Raw genomic sequence first — 19990 nt, forward strand, 5'->3', positions numbered from 1 at the left:
GGAGATCCCTCATGACCGAACCCGCGACAGGCGTCATGGACGCCGTTCTCGACGCATCGGAAACCGGCGAACGGTCCGAGCCCGCATGGGGAGCGGTGGTCTCCCTGGCGCTCGGAGTCTTCGGCCTGGTGACCGCAGAATTTCTGCCGGCCAGCCTGCTGACGCCGCTTGCGCAGGATCTCGGCATCACCGAAGGCGCCGCCGGGCAGGCGGTAACGGCCACCGCCGTCATTGGCGCGATTGCGGCGCCGACCATGGCCATTGTCACCAAGCGGCTGGACCGCAGGCTGGTCATGTGGGCGCTGACGGTGCTGCTTGTGCTGTCAAATCTGGTAGCCGCGTTTGCGTCGTCGCTTCCCGTTCTTCTGATCGCCCGCATCATGCTTGGCATTAGTCTCGGTGGCTTCTGGTCGATGTCGGCAGCCATGGCGATGCGGCTCGTTCCGATGCGGCTGATGCCGCGCGCCATGTCGATCATCCTCACCGGGGTTTCGGTGGCGACGGTCTGTGCGGCTCCGGTCGGCGCATATGTCGGCGACATCTGGGGATGGCGGACGGCCTTCATGATCGCCGCCGTGGTCGGCGCGCTGGCGCTGCTGGTGCAGGTGGCTACCATTCCGAAGCTGCCACCGGCAGGTACGGCAGGTTTTCGCACGCTGCTGGAGGTGATGAAGCGGCCGATGATCAGGGTGGCACTGCTGGTGGTCCTGCTGGTCGCCTCGGGACACTTTGCCGGCTTCACCTATGTCCGCCCGTTTCTCGAGAAGGTGCCCGCGCTGGACATCGAGACGATCTCGCTTGTGCTGCTCGCCTACGGCATTGGTGGCTTCTTCGGCAATTTTGCCGGCGGCTTCATTGCCGAACGCAGCCTCAGGGCAGCCGTCAGCCTGGCGCCTCTGCTGATCGCGTTTTCGGCGCTCCTGCTGCTGGTGGTCGGAGGCTCACCCGTCGTGGCTGCAATAGCGGTGGCCAGCTGGGGCTTTGCCTTCGGTGCCGTTCCAGTCGGGCTGCAGACCTGGCTGGTGCGGGCCGCCCCCGATCAGGCGGAAAGCGCCGGCGGGCTGATGGTTATGACGTTCCAGGTCGCCATCGCGTTGGGCGCCGTCTTCGGCGGCCTGCTGGTCGACAATACCGGCGTTGCCAGCGCCTTCGCCTATTGCGCGGCGGCGACGTTGCTTGCGGCACTGGCGGCGTTCTTACTTGGCCCCAAGGCGATCGACGGTCCCAAGGCCTAAAGCGCGTCGCACTCGATCGGCCTTATGCGACGCGCTTTAGATTCTTTTTTTTATGCATGTCGTTATCACAAAACCGCTGCACACTTTTGCGCGACATGCATTAGACGGAACGGCCGTCGAAGTCGAAGACCGGCACCGCGGCGACGTCCAACGCCTCGATGCAATGGATATTGATATAGGCACTTCGCCCGCTCCCTTCGCCGACATCCTCGGCGAAGGGGTGGATGCCGCAGCTGCGGCAGAAGCGGTGGGCGATGACATGGTTGCCGAAGCTGTAGCGGCCGAGATTATCGCCCCAGGCAAGCACCCGCATGCTCTCATGCGGCACTGCCCATAGCAGTGCACCCTTGCGCGAGCAGATCGAGCAATTGCACCGTACGGCTCCGGTCAGCTCGCCTTCGACCTCGAACGCGACCTTGCCGCAGTGGCAGCTGCCTTTGTAGAGCATCGGGCCTTCCTCCTTCGGTTCGACAGGTGCAAACCCGGCCGTGCCGGGTTATGTCTCCTGCGGCCAGTTTGTGGCTGCTACACTAAGACGTTGCAAGCGTGCGGAGTCCGACACCGAAAATGCAATCAGCCCGTGATCGCCTCGAAAAAATTGTTTCGCTTCTTGCTGCTCGCGTGGGCGATGAGAGCGTTTTCGTAAAGCTCTATCCTGAAGCAGCACGGGCGGCGGCCGACGCCGCCGATGCGCGGCGAAAAGCCGGCGTCACGCTCGGGCCGCTCGATGGGGCTATCGTCTCGATCAAGGATCTGTTCGATGTCGCTGGCGAGCCGACCACGGCGGGCTCTCTGCTGCTCGCCACCGCAGCGCCGGCGCTGCGGGATGCCATTGTCGTGCGACGGCTGCGCCAGGCCGGTGCGGTCATCCTCGGCAAGACCAACATGACCGAGTTCGCCTTTACCGCGATCGGCGTCAACCCACATTACGGCACGCCCGGCAATGCAAGTGATGCCAGCCGTATTCCGGGCGGCTCGTCCTCAGGCGCCGCGGTTTCGGTCGGCGAAGGCACCAGCGAAATCTCCATCGGTTCCGATACCGGCGGATCGGTGCGCATTCCGGCATCGTTGAATGGCGTCGTCGGTTTCAAGCCGACGGCGCGGCGCGTGCCGCTCGCGGGTGCGTTTCCGCTGTCGGCCACGCTGGACTCGATCGGTCCGCTGGCCCGCACCGTCGCCGAATGTGCGGCGGCCGACGCAGTGATGGCGGGCGAAAACCTGGCGGCACTGTTGCCGCTTCCGCTGGACGGCCTGCGCATCGGTATTCCGCGCGGCGTGCTGTTCGATGATACGGAGGAAGAGGTCGCGACGACGTTCGACCGGTGTCTTCGCAAGATGGAGCTTAGCGGCGCACGGCTTGTGGAGTTGTCGATCGACGACCTGCTTGTCGATCTGCGCGCGGCAACCAAACGCGCCTCGATCGCGGCAATGGAAGGGGCGGAGATCCATGCCGACTGGCTGGCGACGGGAGCGACGATGCCGGTCGACCCGCGGGTAAGCGGGCCATTGTCGCGCGCCGCCGCCATTCCGGCCACGGTCTATATCAGAGCAATGCGCCGTCGCGCAGCACTTGCCGCCGCGATGGATGACCGGCTGGCGTCGGTCGACGTGCTGGCCCTGCCGACCACGCCGATGACCGCGCCGACGATCGTCTCGATGACCGGCGACGAGGCCCTGTGCGACAGGACGGAAGGCCTTCTGCTGCGCAACACGCAGGTCGCCAACCAGTTCGATCTTTCAGCCATCTCGCTGCCGATGCCCGGAATGATGCGTCCGGCCGGGCTGATGCTGGTGGCGCGCAATGGCCATGACCACTACCTGCTGCGGATCGCCGCTGCGGTCGAGGCACTGCTTGCAAATTGATCCGATAGCGCGTGTCAGCGCGACGAGCAGTGGCCGCGCTCGTTGTCCTTGGCGGTGCGCTCGATGCTGGTGGCAACCAGCCAAGGCAGGGTGTATCGCTTGCCGTTGAAGGTCCGGGTGCGGTTCTCGATCGAGCCGACAACAACGACCTTGCCGGCATAGAGCTTGTCCGAAAGATCGAGGCCCTTGTCTTGCTGCGGCAGGCGATCGATGTCGATCGAAACGCCTTTGACGAACTTGCCGGTGTCGAGGTCGAGCGCGCTGTTCGATGGACAGGGTGCCATCACGCAGCGCAAGCCGTTGTCGCAGAACACGTAGCTGCCCTGTCCGTTGGCCAAGGCATGCGCCGCCGCCATGCAGACACTGGCGGTCAGCAGGAATTTTGTGGTGTTTCCCATACCGGCAACGTCGCTGGCGAATTCGGGAAAATTGAGGCGTAGCCTGCGCTTTAGAAATCGGCAGGGAACCGCCGCCGGTAGTGCTCGACCACTTCGGGATTGCGCAGATTAACCGGCAATCTGTTGGCCAGCACCAGCAAGGCTTCGCCAGCCGCGCCGACGCCCATGCGCATCATCGACTGTTCGGTGATCCCGGCCATGTGCGGGGTGACGATGACGTTGTCGAAGCCGAAGTAGGGATGGTTGGGCGGCAGCGGTTGTGTCGCAAAAACGTCGAGCGCGGCGCCGCCGATGCGGCCCTTCTGCAGGGCCTCGATCAGCGCGTCGTCGTCGATCACCGGCCCGCGCGAAACATTGATCAGCAGCGCATCCGGCTTCATCCGGTCGATACGTTCCCGGCTGATCAGCCCCCGCGTTTCGGGCGTCAGCGGGCAGCACAGAACGATGATGTCGCTCTGCTCGATGAGCGCATCGATCGACAAGAAGCCGACGCTGTCCGGCGCCGGCTGCATGCTGCGCGTCGTTGCCACCACATTCAGATCGAAACCATGGGCGGCGATGTGGCCGACCGCCTGGCCGATTGCGCCGAGGCCGACAATGCCGATCGTCTTGCCGGCAAGCTCATTAGCCACGACGGTGTGTTCGCGGCCGGCCAGCCAGCCCTTCGCCCGCAAGTCGCGGTCCAACACACGAAAGCGCCGAAGCAGCGCCAGTGCCGCGAACATCACATATTCGGCGACCGAGCGCGCGTTCACTCCCGGAACGTTCGCCACCAGCACGCCCGCCGCGTTGGCCGCTTCCATCGGTACCATGTCGAGCCCGGCGCCGTGGCGGATCGCGGCCCTGAGCTTGGTCGCGCCTTCGAAAAGCGCCGCAGGCAAAGGAGCGCGAACGATGATGACATCGGCGTCCCTTGCCTCGGCGGCCAGCGTGGCCGCGTCGAGAGCGGAAGCAACGACGAGTTCGCCGGCCCCTGTCAGCATGGAAGAGGCACGGGGGTGCAGTCTGTGTGTCGACAGGATCTTGGGCATTTCAGGCCTTTTCGAGCGCTGGGCTTTGCGGTTCCGCCTCACGCCCCTCGATCAGCCCCTTCCAGTAGCTTTCGGCGCCTTGCAGATGAGCGCTCATCAGCGCCTGGGCGAGGTTGCCGTCGCGGCGCAGCAGCGCCTCGTAGATCTGGATGTGCTCGGCATGCGAGCGCACGCTGCGTTCGGGATCGTTGAAATAGATCGGCAGGCGCATCTCGCCCATCATGTAGTAGACGCTGCAGACATTGTGGAAGACGCTGTTCTTGGTCGCCCGCACGATCTCGAGATGGAACTCGCGGTCTTCCCGGGCAAGGCCTTCACCGGCCGCGATGCGATCCTCAGAGGCCTTCAGGATCTCGCGCAGCCGCTCGAAATTCTCCTCGGTGGCGCGGGAACAGGCAAGTTCGGCGGCCTTGATCTCGTGGATCTTGCGCAACTCGACCGTCTCGTAGATCTGGACAGGATCGAGCGGCAGGCCGGCGCGGGCGAACAGCGCCATCGCCTCGACGCTCGCCTGCTTTGTATCGATGTAGATGCCGGACTTCGCCCGTCGTTCGACGATGCGCATGGCCTCGAGGATGGCCAGCGCCTCGCGGATCTGACCGCGGCTGACGCTGAAATGCTCTGCCAGTTCGCGCTCCGACGGCGTGCGGCCCGTCTCCTTGTCCGAATGGGAGAACAGGTAGGCGGCGAGTTCCGCGAGAAGGTTCTTTTCTTTCATGTCAGCCGTGTTGCGCGTGCGCCTCCAGGAACCGCTCCGAAATAGTGAATCCCAGCCCGGGTCTATCAGGGATCGCTACCATACCGTCCTTTGCTTCGACAGTCTCTTCGATCAGATCGTGGATCATCGGGTTGGCGCCGAGTGAATATTCGACGGTGAAGCTCGCCGGCGAAGCGGCGCAGACATGCAGCCCGGCAAAAAAGCAGGGCGCACCCGCCCAAAGATGCGGCGCAAAGCGCAGATTGAAGGCGCTGGCGATGGTTCCGATCTTCATCGCCTCGCTGATGCCGCCGCAAAAGGCCGGATCCGGCTGGAAGATATCGGCGGATTTGAGCACAGCGAGGTCGCGGAAGGCATAGCGGGTCGCCTCGCTTTCGCCGGTGGCGATCGGGATCGAGCCGCAGGCGCGCACCTCGGCCATGCCGGGCTTGTCGTCGGCGATCACCGGCTCCTCGAACCAGGCGAGATCGAGGTCGCCGGCGAGATGGATGAAGCGCTTGGCTTCGGCCACCGTATAGGTGCCGTGCGCGTCGACCATCAGGTCGATGTCGGGACCGAGCGCCTGTCTTGCAGCGCGGACGCGGGCGGCGGAGACGTGCGGGGCGCCGTCCATGGCGCCGACGCGCATCTTCAGCGCCTTGAAGCCGCCCTTGGCGACGTAGGATTGCAGCTGATCGCCGATGGCTTCCGCAGTGGCCCAGCCGCCGGAAGCATAGGCCGGCATGCGGTCCAGCTTGCGGCCGCCGAGCAGTCGCCAGACCGGAACGCCGAGTGATTTGCCGAGAATGTCCCACAATGCGATGTCGACGGCGCTGATAGCGGCGATGCTCATGCCGCGTCGCGCCAATTGCGGCATGGCGTGGCCGGCGCGGGCGGCGCTGTCGTGACGCGCGCCATTGTACAGCATCTCCCAGATGACGCCGATGTCGGCCGGGTCGAGGCCGACCAGCTGCGGCCCGACCTCATGGTTCAGCAAATGGACAAGGGCGCCGTAGCTGCCGGCGCTGCCGGCGGCGTTCTTGCCTTCGCCCCAGCCGACAAGCCCGTCGTCGGTTTCGATGCGCAGGATGGCGGCGTCGAACGTCGCCACCTGACCGAAGTCGCTGCGGTGCTGCTTCGCGGCTTCGATCGGTATGCGAACCCACCAGGCTTGGACCGTCTTGATGCGCATGTTCATCCTCGGCCCGGCCGCTGTGAGGCGGAAGGGCTTTTTCCAAACGGCTTGGCTACTTGATCAGCGGCAGCAGCGTTTCCGCATTGATGCGCATCTGGTCAGTGTAGAATTTTTCCGTGAGCACGCTGGAGCCGTGGTCCTGAATGAATTTCAGCTGCTCTGGCGAGATGTCGACCGGATTGCGTTCGACCATGTCGGGATAGGGGGCTGCCGGCGTGCGGTCGACTGGGGCGACGAATTCATTGGTCAGCGCGCCGTCATAGCCGATCTCCTTCAGCGTGCCGACAATCTTCGGCCAGTCGATCTGCCCGAGGCCGGCAGCGAAGCGGTTGTTGTCGGCGACATGGAAGTCGTACAGGCGCTTGCCGACCTGCCGGATGGCGTCATAGACGTTAAATTCTTCCATGTGGATGTGGTAGGCGTCGAGGCAGACGCCGCATTCGGGGCTGACCGCATCGGCAAGGGCCAGTGCCTGGGCGCCGCGGTTGAACAGGTAGGTTTCGAAGCGGTTGAGCGGCTCGACCGCGATCTTGACGCCGACCTTCTTGGCGTGGGTGAAGCATTCCCGGGTGGCGTCGACCACCCATTTCCATTCCTCTTCCTCGGTGCCGTCCGGCACGACCTTGCCGACGGTGGCGGGAACCAGCGTGATGATCTCGCCGTCGAGCTCGCTGACCATGGTCAGCACGTCCTTGACATATTGCACCGAGCGCTCGCGCTGGCCCTGGTCCTTGGCGGCGAGATTGCGCTCGCCCAGCATCAGCGTCACCGCTCCCCAGCAACGGATGCCGTACTCGTTCAGCAGCGCGCGTGTTTCCTTGGTCTTGTACTGTTCGGGTTCGCCGGAAATCTCGATCGACTCATAGCCGAATTTCTTGATGCGCTTGAGCGTCGTTTCCAGCGGCTCCGCCCGCATCCAATTGTGCGTCGAAAGATGCATGGTCTATCCTTCCCAGAATCGCCTGTACCAGTTCGCCTGCGACGCACTCTGCCGAAGTGCGCTGCATGATTCCTCCCCAAGGCCTCCCAGCATTTTTTTGGCAAACTGGTTCGACCAATTGGGCTTGATGGGAGGTCTACAGTAATTTCATCTGGACGGCAAGAAGTGCTACCATCAAGCGCCGTCTCTTGCTTACAGCATTGATTACGTTGAATTATGTTGGGCAGCTCGGCATGGTTGCAGGACTGCGGCCGCGCGTCAAATGGCTTGACCAGATTTCGGCATTTGGTAATACCAGAATAGCGGCGCCGAGCGCGCTGTGCAAAGAGACCAAAGAGGCTGGCCCTGTTTTCAATCGGCGCTATGCTTGGTCGCGAAACATAGGGAGATGCCGATGCCGACGACGATGAAGGGGCCTGGTCTGTTCCTGGCGCAGTTTGCGGGCGACGCCGCTCCGTTCAACTCGCTGGCCTCGATCACCAAATGGGCGGCCGGTCTGGGCTACAAGGGCGTGCAGATCCCGACATGGGACGCCCGGCTGTTCGATCTCGAGAAGGCAGCGTCGTCGAAGGCCTATTGCGACGAGGTGAAGGGCATCTGCGCCGATGCCGGCGTCGAGATCACTGAACTGTCGACGCATCTGCAGGGTCAGCTGGTGGCGGTGCATCCGGCCTACGACGCACAATTCGACGGCTTCGCTCCACCTGCGGTGCACAACAATCCAAAAGCCAGGCAGCAATGGGCGGTCCAGCAGATGAAGTTCGGCGCCAAGGCGTCGAAGAATCTCGGGCTCAAGGCGTCGGTGTCGTTTTGCGGGGCGTTGGCCTTCCCTTACCTCTACCCGTGGCCGCAGCGGCCGGCGGGATTGATCGAGGAAGCATTTGCCGAACTCGGCAAGCGCTGGAAGCCGATCCTCGACGTCTATGACGAGAACGGCGTCGATGTCGGCTACGAAATCCATCCGGGCGAGGACGTGTTCGACGGCGCGACATTCGAGATGTTCCTCGATGCGGTCGGCGGCCACAAGCGCTGCAACATCAACTACGACCCGTCGCACTTCCTGCTGCAGCAGCTCGATTATCTCGAATTCATCGACATCTACCACGAGCGGATCAAGGCGTTCCACGTCAAGGATGCCGAGTTCAATCCGACCGGGCGGCAAGGCGTCTATTCGGGCTACCAGAGCTGGACCAACCGTGCCGGGCGGTTCCGCTCGCTCGGCGACGGACAGGTGGATTTCGGCGGCATCTTCTCCAAGCTTACCCAATACAACTATGATTCATGGGCGGTGCTGGAATGGGAATGCTGCCTGAAGCACCCGGAGGATGGTGCTGCCGAGGGCGCTCCCTTCATCCAGCATCATATCATCAGGGTTACGGAAAAGGCATTCGACGATTTCGCCGGCGGCACGACCGACAAAAAGGTGCTGCGCGGGATGATGGGGATCTAACACAGCTTTCCCTCCCCCTTGAGGGGAGGGTCGATCCGCGCAGCGGATCGGGGTGGGGTCGCTGGGTTGAGCTCGGCATTGACCGACCCTCCCGGCCCTTCGGGCCACCCTCCCTCAAGGGGGAGGGGTATCTCAGACAACGAGGGAGAAAATCATGGTCGGCGCATCGAAGGCGGAAACCGGGGGCGGTCCGATCCGCTACGGCATGGTTGGCGGCGGACAAGGCGCCTTTATCGGCGCGGTGCACCGCATCGCGGCGCGCATGGACAACGAGTTCGTGCTGGTCGCCGGCGCGCTGTCATCGAATCCGGAGCGCGCCAAGGCCTCGGCGGCCGAGCTTGGGCTCGATCCGGCACGCAGCTACGGCTCCTATGCCGAGATGGCCAAGGCGGAGGCCAAGCGGCCGGACGGCATCGAGGTGGTCGCCATCGTCACGCCGAACAATGTGCACGTGCCGGCTGCCAAGGCTTTTCTCGAGGCCGGCATCCACGTCATCTGCGACAAGCCGCTGGCGACGACGCTGGCCGAGGCAAAGAAGCTGGCGGCGCTGGTCGAAAAGACCGGCAAAGTGTTCGTGCTGACGCATAACTACACCGCCTATCCGATGGTGCGGCAGGCACGCGAGATGGTGGCCAAGGGGCAGCTCGGCGATATCCGCATCGTGCAGTCGGAATATCCGCAGGACTGGCTGACCGAGGACCTGGCCGCCACCGGCCAGAAGCAGGCTGCGTGGCGCTCAGACCCCAAGCAGGCGGGTGCGGGCGGTGCGCTGGGTGATATCGGCACCCATGCCTACAACCTTGCCCGTTTCGTCTCCGGGCTGGAGCTCGATTCGTTGTCGGCCGATCTCGATGCCTTCGTGCCGGGGAGGCTGCTCGACGACAACATCAATGTGCTGCTGCGCTTCAAGCCGGTCGGCGGGTCGCACCCGGCCAAGGGCATGGTCTGGGCCAGCCAGGTGGCGCCCGGCCACGAGAACGGGCTGAAATTGCGTATCTACGGCTCGAAGGGCGGGCTCGAATGGGTGCAGGCCGACCCGAACTATCTCTGGTACACGCCGTTCGGCGAGCCGAAGCAGTTGATTACCCGAAATGGCGCCGGCGCGCTCCCCGTCGCGGGGCGCGTCAGCCGCGTCCCGCCAGGGCATCCGGAAGGCTATCTCGAAGGTTTCGCCAACATCTACCAGGAAGCCGCGCGGGCTATTCGTGCGGCGCGCCGGACGGGCGGCAAGCCGGCTAAGGATGTCGTCTTCCCAACCGTGCAAGACGGCGTCGAAGGCATGGCCTTCATCGAAGCCTGCGTGAAGTCGTCTAAGAAGAATGGGGCGTGGACGAAGCTTTGAAGGGGTGGTGATATTCAGGTGAGGCCGGCCTGCAAATGGCAGTTTTCCTGCGCTTCCGGTGCTCACGTACCAAAAGTACGCTCCGCTCCGGTTCTCGGAACCTACCATTTTCGGCTCGGCCTGACCTGAATCTACCACTCCTCGGGGGCGATCGAGCGAATGAAGGGAGGGGCGTCGATGAAGATCGGCATGTGCATGCTGTTGTGGACGACGGCCGTGTCGAAAAAACACGAGCCGCTGTTGAGAGACATCAAGACGACCGGCTTCGACGGCGTCGAAATACCGGTCTTCTCCGGCGCGCCGGACGGCTACAAGAAGCTCGGTGATCTGCTCGACCGAATCGGGCTGCAACGCACCGCCGTCTCGGCCATGGGCGATCCGGCGATGAACCTGATCTCGCCGGATGCCTCGACGCGCAAGGCCGGTATCGACTACATGAAATGGGCGATCGACTGCGCGCAGGCGCTTGGCGCAGACACGTTGAGCGGCCCGTTGCATTCGACGCTCGGGGCCTTCTCGGGCAGCGGGCCGACGGCGGCCGAGAAAAAACGTTCGATCGCTTCGCAACGCGCTATTGGCGACCATGCCGGCAACAAGAGCGTCACCATCGGGCTGGAGGCGCTCAACCGCTTCGAATGCTATCTGCTCAACACGATGGACGATTTGTCGGAGCATATCGACGCGATCGACCGGCCGCACATCAAGGCGATGTACGACACCTTCCATGCCAACATCGAAGAGGCCGACCCGATCGGCGCCTATACACGCAACCGCAAGAACGTCGTCCATATCCACATTTCGGAGAACGACCGCGGCGTGCCGGGCCGCGGTCACATCCCCTGGAAGGAGACTTTCTCCGCCATCCGCGAGAGCGACTATGACGATTGGCTGACGATCGAGGCGTTCGGCCGCTCGCTGAAGGATCTGGCCGCGGCCACCAAGGTGTGGCGCGACTTTTCCGAAGGCCCGGAAGCTGTTTACCGCGACGGCTACAGGCACATCAGGAGCGGCTGGAAGAAGGCGGCCTAACTGCCGCCGGCGCAACGCGGCCGTCACCCCTGGCCGGCCTGGATCCTGTTGTAGTCGTGGATCGTCCTGCTCAAGCGGCGGCGCAGGAAATTGGAAATGTTGTCGAAGATGAAAACGACGAGCAGGACCAAGAGCACCATGTAGAAGACATTGGCCCAGTTGGAGTTGGTGCGCATCGCTTCCCAAAGCTTCAGGCCGATACCTCCGGCACCGACAGCGCCGATGATCGTTGCGCCCCTGGTGTTGGATTCCCACTGGTAGAGCGTCTGGCTGATGAAGACCGGAATCACTTCCGGCAGCACGCCATAGCGCTGCACCAGCAAGCCGTTGGCGCCGGTCGACTGGATGCCCTCGCGCGGCTTGTCGTCGATGTTCTCGAGGCCTTCCGAATAGACTTTGCCGAGCGTGCCGATCTCGGTGAAGAAGATCGCGGCGCTGCCGGCAAGCGGGCCCGGGCCGAAGGCGCGGGTGAAGAACAGCGCCCAGATCAGCATGTCGACCGAACGCATGAAATCGAAGAAGCGCTTGAGCACCTGACTGATCACGCCGCTCGGGGTGATGTTGCGGGCGGCAAAGAAGGCGAGCGGGAAGGCGACGATGCCGCCGAGCAAGGTGCCGAGAAATGCCATGACGATGGTCTGGAACAGCTTCGTCCAGACATCGCCATGCTGCCACTGGGCGTTGTACCAGATATTGTCGGCGGCCAGCGTGATGTTAGATGTGCCCGGCTTGAGCTGGGGTCCGGACATCAGCAACGAGACCACCTCGCCGGGCGACTTGCCGAAGAAGGGCGAGCGTGTGTCGAAGACGAAATTCGCCCAGCCGAGGAAGCGCTTACGGACTTTGACGCGATCGACGGTTATGCGGACCTCGCCGGCAAAGCCCATCCTGGCGACGATTTCGTCGTCGTGTGCGGTGATCCAGTCCGGCACCAGGCCGGATATCACCGGCTTGCCGCTGGCCAAGGACACCGGCACCGTCTGGTCATTGGCGACCAGCGTCGCCTCGGTCTTGTCGAAGGTAACCGATTTGGCCCGGCCGGCGATCAGAATGGTGTAGGAGCCGTTCGCATTGGTGATAACCCAGTCGGGATGAGGATCTTCGCCCAGCGCGGAAAAACGCGGGTATTTGGGCGTGATCTGAGGCTGATCGAGACGGAATTCCGGCTGCAGATCGTAGCTGATCCATTGCGTCAGAAAGAGCGGCAGGCGCTCCCAGTGGGATTCCCTCAGAACTTGCGGCAGGCTGAAGAACCACAAGGTGTAGACGAGGTAGAGCAGGATGCCGGCGAACAGGACCAGCGGGCCGAAGCGTTTGTACAGGGGCCGCCGGAACACATGGGGAAGCGCTCCTCGATCGACTGCATCTCATCGGCGGTCATTGCGGCCATGCTCAGGCGCCCATCATGAAAGCCTGCTCGCCGACGAGCTTGCGGCGAAGCCAGGCAGAGAACTGATCGACGAGGAAGATGGTGGTGAACAACAGCAGCACCAGAGCCAGCGTCTTGGCGCCGAAGCCGCGCGAGATGGAGAGCTTCAGCTCCTCGCCGATGCCACCACCCCCGACCGCGCCGATGATGGTCGAGATGCGGACATTGATCTCGATCCTGAGCAGCGTGTAGGACGTGAAATTGGGCAGCACCTGCGGCAGGGCAGCGAAGCGCATGCGCTCGAACCAGTTGGCGCCGACGGCGCGCAGGCCTTCTTCGGCGCGCATGTCGATGTTTTCGTTGATCTCGTAGAAGAGCTTGCCGAGGGCGCCGATCGAATGCAGGCCGATGGCGATGATGGCTGCGACCGGGCCGGTCGAGAGGATGGCTGCGAAAAGGCCGGCAATGACGATCTCCGGGAAGGCGCGAAGCAGTTCCATGAAGCGCTTGACGACGAGCCTGAGCACCGGACTGGGCGTCAAGATGCGCGCCGCGATGAAGGAGAAGGGCACCGCAAAGACGAAGCCGATGAAAGTGGAAACCAGCGCCACGTTGAGCGTAGTGAGCATCAGCTCGAAATATTCGGGTAGATAAAAGCCGCGCCAGAGATAGACGCGGCCAAGCGGGAAGTTGAACTCCTGGCTGCCTTTGTCGTGCGGCGATGCGATGTCGAACAGCGCGCGCCAGACGTCATTCCAGTCCTTGGGAACAAGCCAGCTAAGGAAATCCAGTATGTGCGGCAGCCGATCGAAGAAATGTCCGGCATTGGCCTCGTCGGCGAACCACATGGCTGTGCACATGGCAACAAGCAGCAAGCCGATGCCGAGCGCGGTGTAGAACCGGCGCAAGGACGTCTGGCGTCGCCAGGTGTCGGCCGTCCGCCGGGTCGCGTCTGAACGGATCGTGGCTGAGATGGTCATGATCGGCATGCAAAAAGGGCGGCGCTGGTAAGGCCGCCCTTTTCAATTGCATTCACCCGCCGATCGCCGCTTTGCGGGCTTCGACGATGACGCTGTAGAAGTCCGGCTTCACTGGAACGTAGCCGGTGAAATCGCCGCCTTCGATGGCTTCGAAGCAAGGCTTGTCCTTGGCCGGCAAGCTGGTGAAGAAGTTGGCGAGCTTGGCGCTCATATCGCCGCCGAGCGCGGTGCGCACGACCAGCGGGCCATTCGGGATCAGGCCGGAGCGCCAGACTTCGACGAAGTCGTTGGGGTCGACGGCGCCCTTGGCGACTTCCTTGTGGAAGGTGCCGGACGTGTAACCGTTCTTGAAGTCGCCGATGCCCGAGGAGTCGTCAACCGCCACGTCGACCTTGCCGTCGCGGACGGCGAGAAGGTTGTTCTCGTGGCCGCCATTGAACTGGGTCGAGGCGAAGAAGGTTTCGTTCGAAGCGCCGGTGTCCTTCGGGATCTGGGTCAGCGGGATCAGATAGCCCGACGTCGAATCCGGGTCGGCATAACCGAGCTTCTTGCCCTTGGCCGATTTGATGTCGGTGATGCCGGACGACTTCAGCGCCAAGCCTATCGAATAATAACCGGTCGCACCGTCGGTCTGCTGGGTGGTGAGGATCGGGGTCACCGCGTTCGGATCCTTGAGGTAGACGCTGGCATAGCCGGACGCACCAAGCTCGGCGAAATCGAGCGTGCCGCCGAGCAGGCCCTGGATGACGCCGTCGTAGTCGGCGGCCGGGAACAGCGAGACCTTCTCGAAGCCGAATTCGGACGTCAGGTGATCGGCGAGGCACTGAAAATTGCGCAGCCGGTCCGCTTCATTTTCACCGCCAAGGATACCGATGCGGAATTCCTTGATATCCTGGGCGTGAGCGGCACTGGCCGCGATGGCGAGCAATGAAACCGCGCCAAAAACCATCTTCCTGAACATTGGGTCTCTCTCCTTTGATCCGGCCTCGCGCCGGTTGCGATCGAATTTTGACGAGTGCCTTTGACGCGGGCGGCGATCAGGCCGTTCTCAATAACCAGGAAACGCTGGCTCGAGCGGTCCGGCGGATGCAGCGATTTTCTGTTTGATGGCGACACTGGTCGAGGTGATGGCCTCGGAGATTTCGCCGCCATTGCTGTCGGCGCCATAGACCATGCGCACCGCCTCGCGATTGAGGTCTTCGGGCGGGCCGTCGAAGACGACCTTGCCGGCGGCCATGCCGATGATGCGGTTGCAATAGTTGCGCGCCGTATCCAGCGTATGCAGATTGGTGATGACGATGATACCCTCGCGCAAATTGATATCCTGCAGCGAATCCATCACCACTTTGGCGTTGAGCGGATCGAGCGAGGCAATCGGCTCGTCGGCGAGCAACACCTTCGGCTGCTGCATCATGGCACGCGCGATCGCAACGCGCTGCTGCTGGCCGCCGGAAAGCGTGCCGGCGGGCTGCAGCGCGGTGCGGGCGATGTCCAGGTGCTCGAGGGCTGCAACCGCCTCGGCGCATTCGTTGCGGGAGAACATGCCGAACAGGTTGGACAGGGTCGAGCGGTGGTTGAGCCGGCCGAGCAGCACATTGGTCAGCACATCGAGGCGCGGCACCAGATTGAACTGCTGGAAGATCATGGCACAGTCGCGTTGCCAACGCCGGAGCGGCGAGCCGCGCAACCCGGAAACCTCGACGCCGTCGAACAGGATGGATCCCTGGCTGGGATCGATGAGGCGGTTGATCATGCGCAGAAGGGTCGATTTGCCGGCGCCGGAGCGGCCGATGACGCCGACCATCTGTCCTTGCGGGATCGAGATGTGAACATTGCTGACGGCGGTGTTCTTGCCGAACCGGCGGGTGACGCCGCGGATTTCGAGCGTAGCTGACATAGTGCAGGCTCCAGTCCAATCGCAATTGAAGGTCTGTTAACCCTCGCTAGCGCAGCTACGTGAACCTGCGGTGTCTGATTGATGTCAGTTTTGTTACCGCCCACAGCCTGGAGCGGGGCGGGATCAACTCGGCGCGAGAAGCTCGAATGGTGAATGGTGATAAGAAAGGCTTTCCTGAGCCTCGAAATTTATTCGCTGCCCGCCATTACCATTCACGATCCTTAGCCACCATACTTCTCCAGAAAAGCCTCCGCCGACAGCTCCCGGAAATCGTCGAGCGCGGCGCGCAGCCTTGCATGATCCCAATCCCACCAGGCGAGCGCCTGATAGCGCTCCGCGGTGCGGCGGTCGAAGCGCTCGCGGATCGGCTTGGCCGGTACGCCGCCGACGATGGTGTAGGGAGCGACGTCCTTCGATACCACTGCGCCGGCACCGACCGCCGCACCGTCGCCAACGGTGACGCCGGGCAGGACGGTCGAGCCATGGCCGAGCCAGGTGTCGTGGCCGATGGTGACGCGTTTGGCGCGGCGCTGAGCGAAGAATTCGCTCTCGTGCTCGGCGTCGTCCCAATAGTCGGAGGCGCGATAGGTGAAATGGTGCAGCGTCGGCCGCCAGGTCGGATGATTGGTGGCATTGATGCGGACGCTGGCGGCGATGTTGGCGAATTTGCCGATTGTCGCGCACCAGACGCTGCAGTCCTGCATCATGTAGGAATAGTCGCCGATCATGCTTTCCGAAACCCGGCTTCGGTCGGCGATCTCGGTCCAGCGGCCGAGCGTCGAGTTCTCGATCTCCGCCGTCTCGTGGACCAGCGGGGCCTCCGACAATTTCCTGGTCATGCGGCGATTTTCCCAGCGGCGAAGGCGGTCACGTCTATGATGCGATCGGCGACGGCTTCGCGCACGTCGTAATCGTGGAAGATGCCGAGCAAAGCGACGCCCGCCGCCTTCTTGGCGGCGATCAGGGAAATCACGACGTCCCGGTTCTTCGCATCAAGCGAAGCGGTCGGCTCGTCGAGCAGCAGGATCGGATGCTCGGTGATGAAGCCGCGCGCGATGTTGACGCGCTGCTGTTCGCCGCCGGAGAACGTCGCCGGCGGCAGCGCCCAGAGTTTTTCCGGCAGGTTCAATTGGGCCAGCAAGTCGCGTGCCTTGCCGCGCGCGGCTTCGCGCTCCTCGCCGCGCTCGACCAGCGGTTCGGCGACGACATCGAGCGCCGAGACGCGCGGCACGGTGCGCAGGAACTGGCTGACATAGCCGATCGTGAGCCGGCGCACGGCTAGCACGGTGCGCGGGCTGGCCGTGGCGAGATCGATGAGCCCGTCCTCGTGCTGGACGATGATCTGGCCTGCGTCGACGGCATAATTGCCGTAGAGCATTTTCAGGATCGAGCTCTTGCCGGCGCCGGACGGGCCGCCGAGCACGGAGCATTCGCCGGCCCTGATCGCGAACGAGACGCCGGCGACGACAGGCAGTTTGATGCCGTCGCGCAGATGCATGGTGAAGCTCTTGGCGACATCGGAGACGACGAGCGGGGTTGCCATCAGAAGGTCCTCCAATCGCCATTCGTTTGCGGGCCAACACCCCCCTCTGGCCTGCCGGCCATCTCCCCCTCAAGGGGGGAGATGGGCAGCCTGACTATCTCGCTCGTTCTGCAACGTTGTAGGATGGCGAAACCGGGAGTGATAGCCAATCTCTCCCCTTGAGGGGGAGATGCCAAGCGATGCCAAAGAGGGCAGGCCAGAGGGGGGTACGCCGGAGCAATCATCGTCACACCTGCAGAATCGAGGAGACAAGCAACTGGGTGTAGGGCGCGCGCGGATCGTCGAGGACGCGGTCGGTGAGGCCGCTTTCGACAACACGGCCGTCCTTCATCACCATCATGCGCTGCGACAACAGCCGCGCCACGGCGAGATCGTGGGTGACGACGATGGCCGCCAGGCCGAGATCGGTGACCAGCCCCCGCAGCAGATCGAGCAGGCGTGCCTGTACCGAAACGTCGAGGCCACCGGTCGGCTCGTCCATGAACACCAGCCGCGGCCCTGTGACCAGGTTGCGGGCGATCTGCAGGCGCTGGCGCATGCCGCCGGAGAAGGCGCGCGGCTCGTCGTCGATGCGGTCCTCGTCGATCTCGACGCGCGACAGCCAGTCGACCGCCGTCGCGCGGATCCTGCCATAGTGGCGGTCGCCGACCGCCATCAGCCGTTCGCCGACATTGGCGCCGGCCGACACCGTCATGCGCAGCCCGTCGGCGGGGTTCTGATGGACAAAGCCCCAGTCGGTGCGCATCAGGAAGCGGCGCTCGGCCTCGCTTATGCGGTAAAGCTCACGGAACTGGCCGTCGCGCATGCGGTAGCTGGCGGTGCCGGAAGAGGGCAGCAGCCGAGTCGACAGGCAGTTGAGCAAAGTCGTCTTGCCGGAACCGGATTCGCCGACCACCGCCAGCACTTCGCCCGGCCACAGATCAAAGGTGACGTTCTCGCAGCCGACGCGCGAGCCGTAGAATTTGGACAGCGCCGAAACGCGCAGCAGCGGTTCGTCGGTCATTCAGCCGGCTCCATTTTTCCTGGGGCAAGATGGGTCTCGGGCGCGAGATGGCCGCGGTGGCCTTCGGCGCGCCGCTTCTCGCAATAATCGGTGTCGGAGCAGACGAACATGTGGCCGCCATGGTCGTCGAGGATGACCTCGTCGAGATAGACGTTCTCGGCCGCGCACAGCGCGCAGGGCTGGTCGAAGGTCTGCACTTCGAAGGGATGATCCTCGAAGTCGAGGCTGACCACCTCGGTAAAGGGCGGCAGCGCATAGATGCGTTTTTCGCGGCCGGCGCCGAACAACTGCAGAGCCGGCGAACGGTGCATCTTGGGATTGTCGAATTTCGGCGTCGGCGACGGATCCATCACATAGCGGCCTTCGACCTTGACCGGGTAGGCATAGGTGGTGGCGATGCGGCCGTGCCTGGCGATGTCCTCGTAGAGCTTCACATGCATGAGGCCGTATTCCTCAAGCGCATGCATTTTGCGCGTCTCCGTTTCGCGCGGCTCGAGGAAGCGCAGCGGCTCGGGGATCGGCACCTGATAGACCAGCACCTGACCGGCACTCAGCGGATGTTCAGGGATGCGATGGCGGGTCTGGATGATGGTCGCCTTGGCCGTCTCGGTGGTGACCGCGACATTGGCGACCTTCTTGAAGAAGGCGCGGATCGAGACGGCATTGGTGGTGTCGTCGGCGCCCTGGTCGATGACCTTGAGAACATCGTCCGGTCCGATGATCGACGCCGTGACCTGGACGCCGCCGGTGCCCCAGCCATAGGGCATCGGCATCTCGCGCGAGGCGAACGGCACCTGATAGCCGGGGATGGCGATGCCCTTGAGGATGGCGCGGCGGATCATCCGCTTGGTCTGCTCGTCGAGATAGGCGAAGTTGTAGGTGGCGATGTCGGTCGGTTGTCCGGTCATTCCGCGGCCTGCCTTTTCTCGTCGGCCTTGCCGGCGTTTTCGCGGGCGTCGTGCGCGGCGCGCATGCGGCGCACGAGGTCGAGCTCGGCCTGAAAATCAACATAGTGTGGCAGCTTCAAATGCTCGACGAAGCCGGTCGCCTGGACATTGTCGGAATGCGAGATGACGAACTCTTCGTCTTGCGCGGCGGCGACGACATCTTCGCCGAATTCGGTTGCACGAAGAGCGCGGTCGCATAGCGCCATGGCCATCGCCTTGCGCTCGCTCTGGCCGAAGACGAGGCCGTACCCGCGGGTGAATTGCGGCGGCGCCTTGGCCGAGCCCTTGAACTGGTTGACCATCTGGCATTCGGTGACGCGGATGCTGCCGAGCGGCACGGCAAAGGGCAGTTCCGGCACGTCCAGTTCCAGTTCGACCTCGCCGATACGAACCTCGCCGACGAAAGGATGGTTGCGCGCATAGCCGCGCTGGGTGGAATAGCCGAGCGCCAGCAGAAACCCCTCGTCACCGCGCGACAGCGCCTGCAGGCGGATATCACGCGCCATCGGGAATTCGAGCGGCTCGCGGGTGATGTCGCCGGGGACATGATCCCCGGGCATGTCGCCGTCGGGCTCGATCAGGCCTTCGCGAGCGAGGATGGCCGCGACGCGCGGCATCGCCTCCGCTTCGCCTGCACGCTGCTCCGGTTCGGCGACTTCGCCGCCGGCGGCAAGCTCGGGATCGAGCAACCGGTGGGTGTAGTCGAAAGTCGGGCCGAGCAACTGCCCGCCGGGCAGGTCCTTGTAGGTCGCCGACACGCGCCGTTCGACCAGCATCGAGCCGGTTTCGATCGCCCTGGTATAGCCGAAACGCGGCAGCGTCGTGCGATAGGCGCGAACCAGGAAGATCGCCTCGATCATGTCGCCGCGCGCCTGGACGATGGCGAGTGCCGCCAATTCCCTGTCGTAGAGCGAACCTTCGCTCATCACCCGGCCGACGCCGAGCGCCAGCTGCTCGACGATCTGGTCGAGCCGAAGTGCGGGCACCGAGCGATCGCCGCGCCGGCGGTCGGCGAGCAATTTGTGGGCGTTGCGGATGGCTGCTTCACCGCCTTTTACCGCGACATACATC

At 63.6% G+C, this 19990-nt stretch carries 19 protein-coding genes and 1 pseudogene; 5 read left to right on the plus strand and 15 right to left on the minus strand.

Going from position 1 to position 19990, the window contains the following annotated elements:
• Positions 1 to 11 precede the first annotated feature (11 nt).
• Positions 12 to 1235, plus strand: a complete 1224-nt coding sequence (locus NKH63_RS19850) for an MFS transporter (RefSeq protein WP_352856943.1) — start codon at positions 12 to 14, stop codon at positions 1233 to 1235.
• 100 nt (positions 1236 to 1335) lie between these two features.
• Here NKH63_RS19850 and NKH63_RS19855 read toward each other — a convergent pair whose 3' ends face one another.
• Entirely contained in the window at positions 1336 to 1683 is a 348-nt protein-coding gene (locus NKH63_RS19855) for a GFA family protein (protein WP_352592814.1), read from the minus strand.
• Positions 1684 to 1802: 119 nt separating this feature from the next.
• Here NKH63_RS19855 and NKH63_RS19860 point away from each other — a divergent pair, with 119 nt between their 5' ends.
• Positions 1803 to 3098 (plus strand): amidase, encoded by a 1296-nt coding sequence (locus tag NKH63_RS19860; protein WP_352592811.1) that lies wholly within the window; start codon positions 1803 to 1805, stop codon positions 3096 to 3098.
• Positions 3099 to 3112: 14 nt separating this feature from the next.
• On the opposite strand, the gene NKH63_RS19865 is transcribed toward NKH63_RS19860, so the two are convergent.
• Genes NKH63_RS19865 through NKH63_RS19885 form a run of 5 tightly spaced genes read right to left on the minus strand, consistent with a single transcriptional unit; the run spans position 3113 to position 7359 of the window.
• Complete coding sequence (locus tag NKH63_RS19865) at positions 3113 to 3496, minus strand: hypothetical protein (RefSeq protein ID WP_023721986.1); 384 nt, start codon at positions 3494 to 3496, stop codon at positions 3113 to 3115.
• A 50-nt stretch (positions 3497 to 3546) separates the two neighbouring features.
• Positions 3547 to 4527 carry a hydroxyacid dehydrogenase gene (locus tag NKH63_RS19870; RefSeq protein ID WP_352483634.1) on the minus strand — a complete coding sequence of 327 codons (981 nt, stop codon included), beginning with the start codon at positions 4525 to 4527 and terminating at the stop codon, positions 3547 to 3549.
• A gap of 1 nt (position 4528) precedes the next feature.
• A complete protein-coding gene (locus tag NKH63_RS19875) occupies positions 4529 to 5245 on the minus strand; it encodes a FadR/GntR family transcriptional regulator (RefSeq protein ID WP_352483633.1) in 717 nt (238 codons plus the stop codon).
• 1 nt (position 5246) lies between these two features.
• Positions 5247 to 6416: a mandelate racemase/muconate lactonizing enzyme family protein gene (locus tag NKH63_RS19880; protein WP_352592808.1), complete on the minus strand. Its 1170-nt coding sequence runs from the start codon at positions 6414 to 6416 to the stop codon at positions 5247 to 5249.
• Positions 6417 to 6471: 55 nt separating this feature from the next.
• Positions 6472 to 7359 carry a sugar phosphate isomerase/epimerase family protein gene (locus tag NKH63_RS19885; protein ID WP_023721982.1) on the minus strand — a complete coding sequence of 296 codons (888 nt, stop codon included), beginning with the start codon at positions 7357 to 7359 and terminating at the stop codon, positions 6472 to 6474.
• A gap of 394 nt (positions 7360 to 7753) precedes the next feature.
• Here NKH63_RS19885 and NKH63_RS19890 point away from each other — a divergent pair, with 394 nt between their 5' ends.
• The 3 genes from NKH63_RS19890 (at position 7754) to NKH63_RS19900 (ending at position 11180) form a co-directional block, all read left to right on the plus strand.
• Positions 7754 to 8809: a sugar phosphate isomerase/epimerase family protein gene (locus tag NKH63_RS19890; RefSeq protein ID WP_352918470.1), complete on the plus strand. Its 1056-nt coding sequence runs from the start codon at positions 7754 to 7756 to the stop codon at positions 8807 to 8809.
• Between the two features lie 154 nt (positions 8810 to 8963).
• Positions 8964 to 10151, plus strand: coding sequence for a Gfo/Idh/MocA family protein (locus NKH63_RS19895; RefSeq protein WP_023721980.1), 1188 nt, complete (start codon positions 8964 to 8966; stop codon positions 10149 to 10151).
• A 177-nt stretch (positions 10152 to 10328) separates the two neighbouring features.
• Positions 10329 to 11180: a sugar phosphate isomerase/epimerase family protein gene (locus NKH63_RS19900; protein WP_352483631.1), complete on the plus strand. Its 852-nt coding sequence runs from the start codon at positions 10329 to 10331 to the stop codon at positions 11178 to 11180.
• 23 nt (positions 11181 to 11203) lie between these two features.
• Here NKH63_RS19900 and phnE (NKH63_RS19905) read toward each other — a convergent pair.
• The 9 genes and pseudogenes from phnE (NKH63_RS19905) to NKH63_RS19945 all read right to left on the minus strand — a co-directional run bounded on the left by phnE (NKH63_RS19905) (position 11204) and on the right by NKH63_RS19945 (position 19989).
• Positions 11204 to 12570 (minus strand): annotated as a pseudogene (gene phnE, locus NKH63_RS19905) (phosphonate ABC transporter, permease protein PhnE).
• A gap of 2 nt (positions 12571 to 12572) precedes the next feature.
• Entirely contained in the window at positions 12573 to 13529 is a 957-nt protein-coding gene (gene phnE / locus NKH63_RS19910) for a phosphonate ABC transporter, permease protein PhnE (RefSeq protein ID WP_352918473.1), read from the minus strand.
• 52 nt (positions 13530 to 13581) lie between these two features.
• On the minus strand, positions 13582 to 14490 hold the full coding sequence (phnD, locus tag NKH63_RS19915; RefSeq protein WP_023721976.1) for a phosphonate ABC transporter substrate-binding protein: 909 nt from the start codon (positions 14488 to 14490) through the stop codon (positions 13582 to 13584).
• Between the two features lie 87 nt (positions 14491 to 14577).
• On the minus strand, positions 14578 to 15426 hold the full coding sequence (gene phnC, locus NKH63_RS19920; protein ID WP_352789288.1) for a phosphonate ABC transporter ATP-binding protein: 849 nt from the start codon (positions 15424 to 15426) through the stop codon (positions 14578 to 14580).
• Positions 15427 to 15647: 221 nt separating this feature from the next.
• Entirely contained in the window at positions 15648 to 16265 is a 618-nt protein-coding gene (locus NKH63_RS19925; protein ID WP_352483629.1) for a DapH/DapD/GlmU-related protein, read from the minus strand.
• Entirely contained in the window at positions 16262 to 16969 is a 708-nt protein-coding gene (gene phnL / locus NKH63_RS19930) for a phosphonate C-P lyase system protein PhnL (protein WP_023721973.1), read from the minus strand. The genes NKH63_RS19925 and phnL overlap by 4 nt, the downstream gene beginning before the upstream one ends.
• Before the next feature lie 226 nt (positions 16970 to 17195).
• Positions 17196 to 17972, minus strand: a complete 777-nt coding sequence (phnK, locus tag NKH63_RS19935) for a phosphonate C-P lyase system protein PhnK (RefSeq protein ID WP_352918475.1) — start codon at positions 17970 to 17972, stop codon at positions 17196 to 17198.
• Entirely contained in the window at positions 17969 to 18880 is a 912-nt protein-coding gene (locus NKH63_RS19940; RefSeq protein ID WP_352483628.1) for an alpha-D-ribose 1-methylphosphonate 5-phosphate C-P-lyase PhnJ, read from the minus strand. Before NKH63_RS19940 ends, phnK begins: the two co-directional genes overlap by 4 nt.
• The gene (locus NKH63_RS19945) at positions 18877 to 19989 is read right to left on the minus strand and encodes a carbon-phosphorus lyase complex subunit (protein ID WP_352918477.1); all 1113 of its coding nucleotides are present in this window, start codon (positions 19987 to 19989) and stop codon (positions 18877 to 18879) included. Before NKH63_RS19945 ends, NKH63_RS19940 begins: the two co-directional genes overlap by 4 nt.
• Between the last annotated feature and the right edge of the window lies 1 nt (position 19990).

The organism is Mesorhizobium sp. M0960 (assembly GCF_040319055.1).
Classification (GTDB): domain Bacteria; phylum Pseudomonadota; class Alphaproteobacteria; order Rhizobiales; family Rhizobiaceae; genus Mesorhizobium.

Excerpts from the sequence above, each read along its gene's own strand:
- NKH63_RS19940 (WP_352483628.1), bottom strand. The coding sequence starts at position 18,880 with ATGACCGGACAACCGACCGACATCGCCACCTACAACTTCGCCTATCTC.
- NKH63_RS19855 (WP_352592814.1), bottom strand. The coding sequence starts at position 1,683 with ATGCTCTACAAAGGCAGCTGCCACTGCGGCAAGGTCGCGTTCGAGGTC.
- NKH63_RS19860 (WP_352592811.1), top strand. The coding sequence starts at position 1,803 with ATGCAATCAGCCCGTGATCGCCTCGAAAAAATTGTTTCGCTTCTTGCT.
- NKH63_RS19945 (WP_352918477.1), bottom strand. The coding sequence starts at position 19,989 with ATGTATGTCGCGGTAAAAGGCGGTGAAGCAGCCATCCGCAACGCCCAC.
- NKH63_RS19900 (WP_352483631.1), top strand. The coding sequence starts at position 10,329 with ATGAAGATCGGCATGTGCATGCTGTTGTGGACGACGGCCGTGTCGAAA.
- phnD (WP_023721976.1), bottom strand. The coding sequence starts at position 14,490 with ATGTTCAGGAAGATGGTTTTTGGCGCGGTTTCATTGCTCGCCATCGCG.
- NKH63_RS19925 (WP_352483629.1), bottom strand. The coding sequence starts at position 16,265 with ATGACCAGGAAATTGTCGGAGGCCCCGCTGGTCCACGAGACGGCGGAG.
- phnC (WP_352789288.1), bottom strand. The coding sequence starts at position 15,426 with ATGTCAGCTACGCTCGAAATCCGCGGCGTCACCCGCCGGTTCGGCAAG.
- phnK (WP_352918475.1), bottom strand. The coding sequence starts at position 17,972 with ATGACCGACGAACCGCTGCTGCGCGTTTCGGCGCTGTCCAAATTCTAC.
- NKH63_RS19875 (WP_352483633.1), bottom strand. The coding sequence starts at position 5,245 with ATGAAAGAAAAGAACCTTCTCGCGGAACTCGCCGCCTACCTGTTCTCC.
- NKH63_RS19865 (WP_023721986.1), bottom strand. The coding sequence starts at position 3,496 with ATGGGAAACACCACAAAATTCCTGCTGACCGCCAGTGTCTGCATGGCG.
- NKH63_RS19885 (WP_023721982.1), bottom strand. The coding sequence starts at position 7,359 with ATGCATCTTTCGACGCACAATTGGATGCGGGCGGAGCCGCTGGAAACG.
- NKH63_RS19890 (WP_352918470.1), top strand. The coding sequence starts at position 7,754 with ATGCCGACGACGATGAAGGGGCCTGGTCTGTTCCTGGCGCAGTTTGCG.
- NKH63_RS19850 (WP_352856943.1), top strand. The coding sequence starts at position 12 with ATGACCGAACCCGCGACAGGCGTCATGGACGCCGTTCTCGACGCATCG.
- NKH63_RS19870 (WP_352483634.1), bottom strand. The coding sequence starts at position 4,527 with ATGCCCAAGATCCTGTCGACACACAGACTGCACCCCCGTGCCTCTTCC.
- phnL (WP_023721973.1), bottom strand. The coding sequence starts at position 16,969 with ATGGCAACCCCGCTCGTCGTCTCCGATGTCGCCAAGAGCTTCACCATG.
- NKH63_RS19895 (WP_023721980.1), top strand. The coding sequence starts at position 8,964 with ATGGTCGGCGCATCGAAGGCGGAAACCGGGGGCGGTCCGATCCGCTAC.
- NKH63_RS19880 (WP_352592808.1), bottom strand. The coding sequence starts at position 6,416 with ATGCGCATCAAGACGGTCCAAGCCTGGTGGGTTCGCATACCGATCGAA.
- phnE (WP_352918473.1), bottom strand. The coding sequence starts at position 13,529 with ATGACCATCTCAGCCACGATCCGTTCAGACGCGACCCGGCGGACGGCC.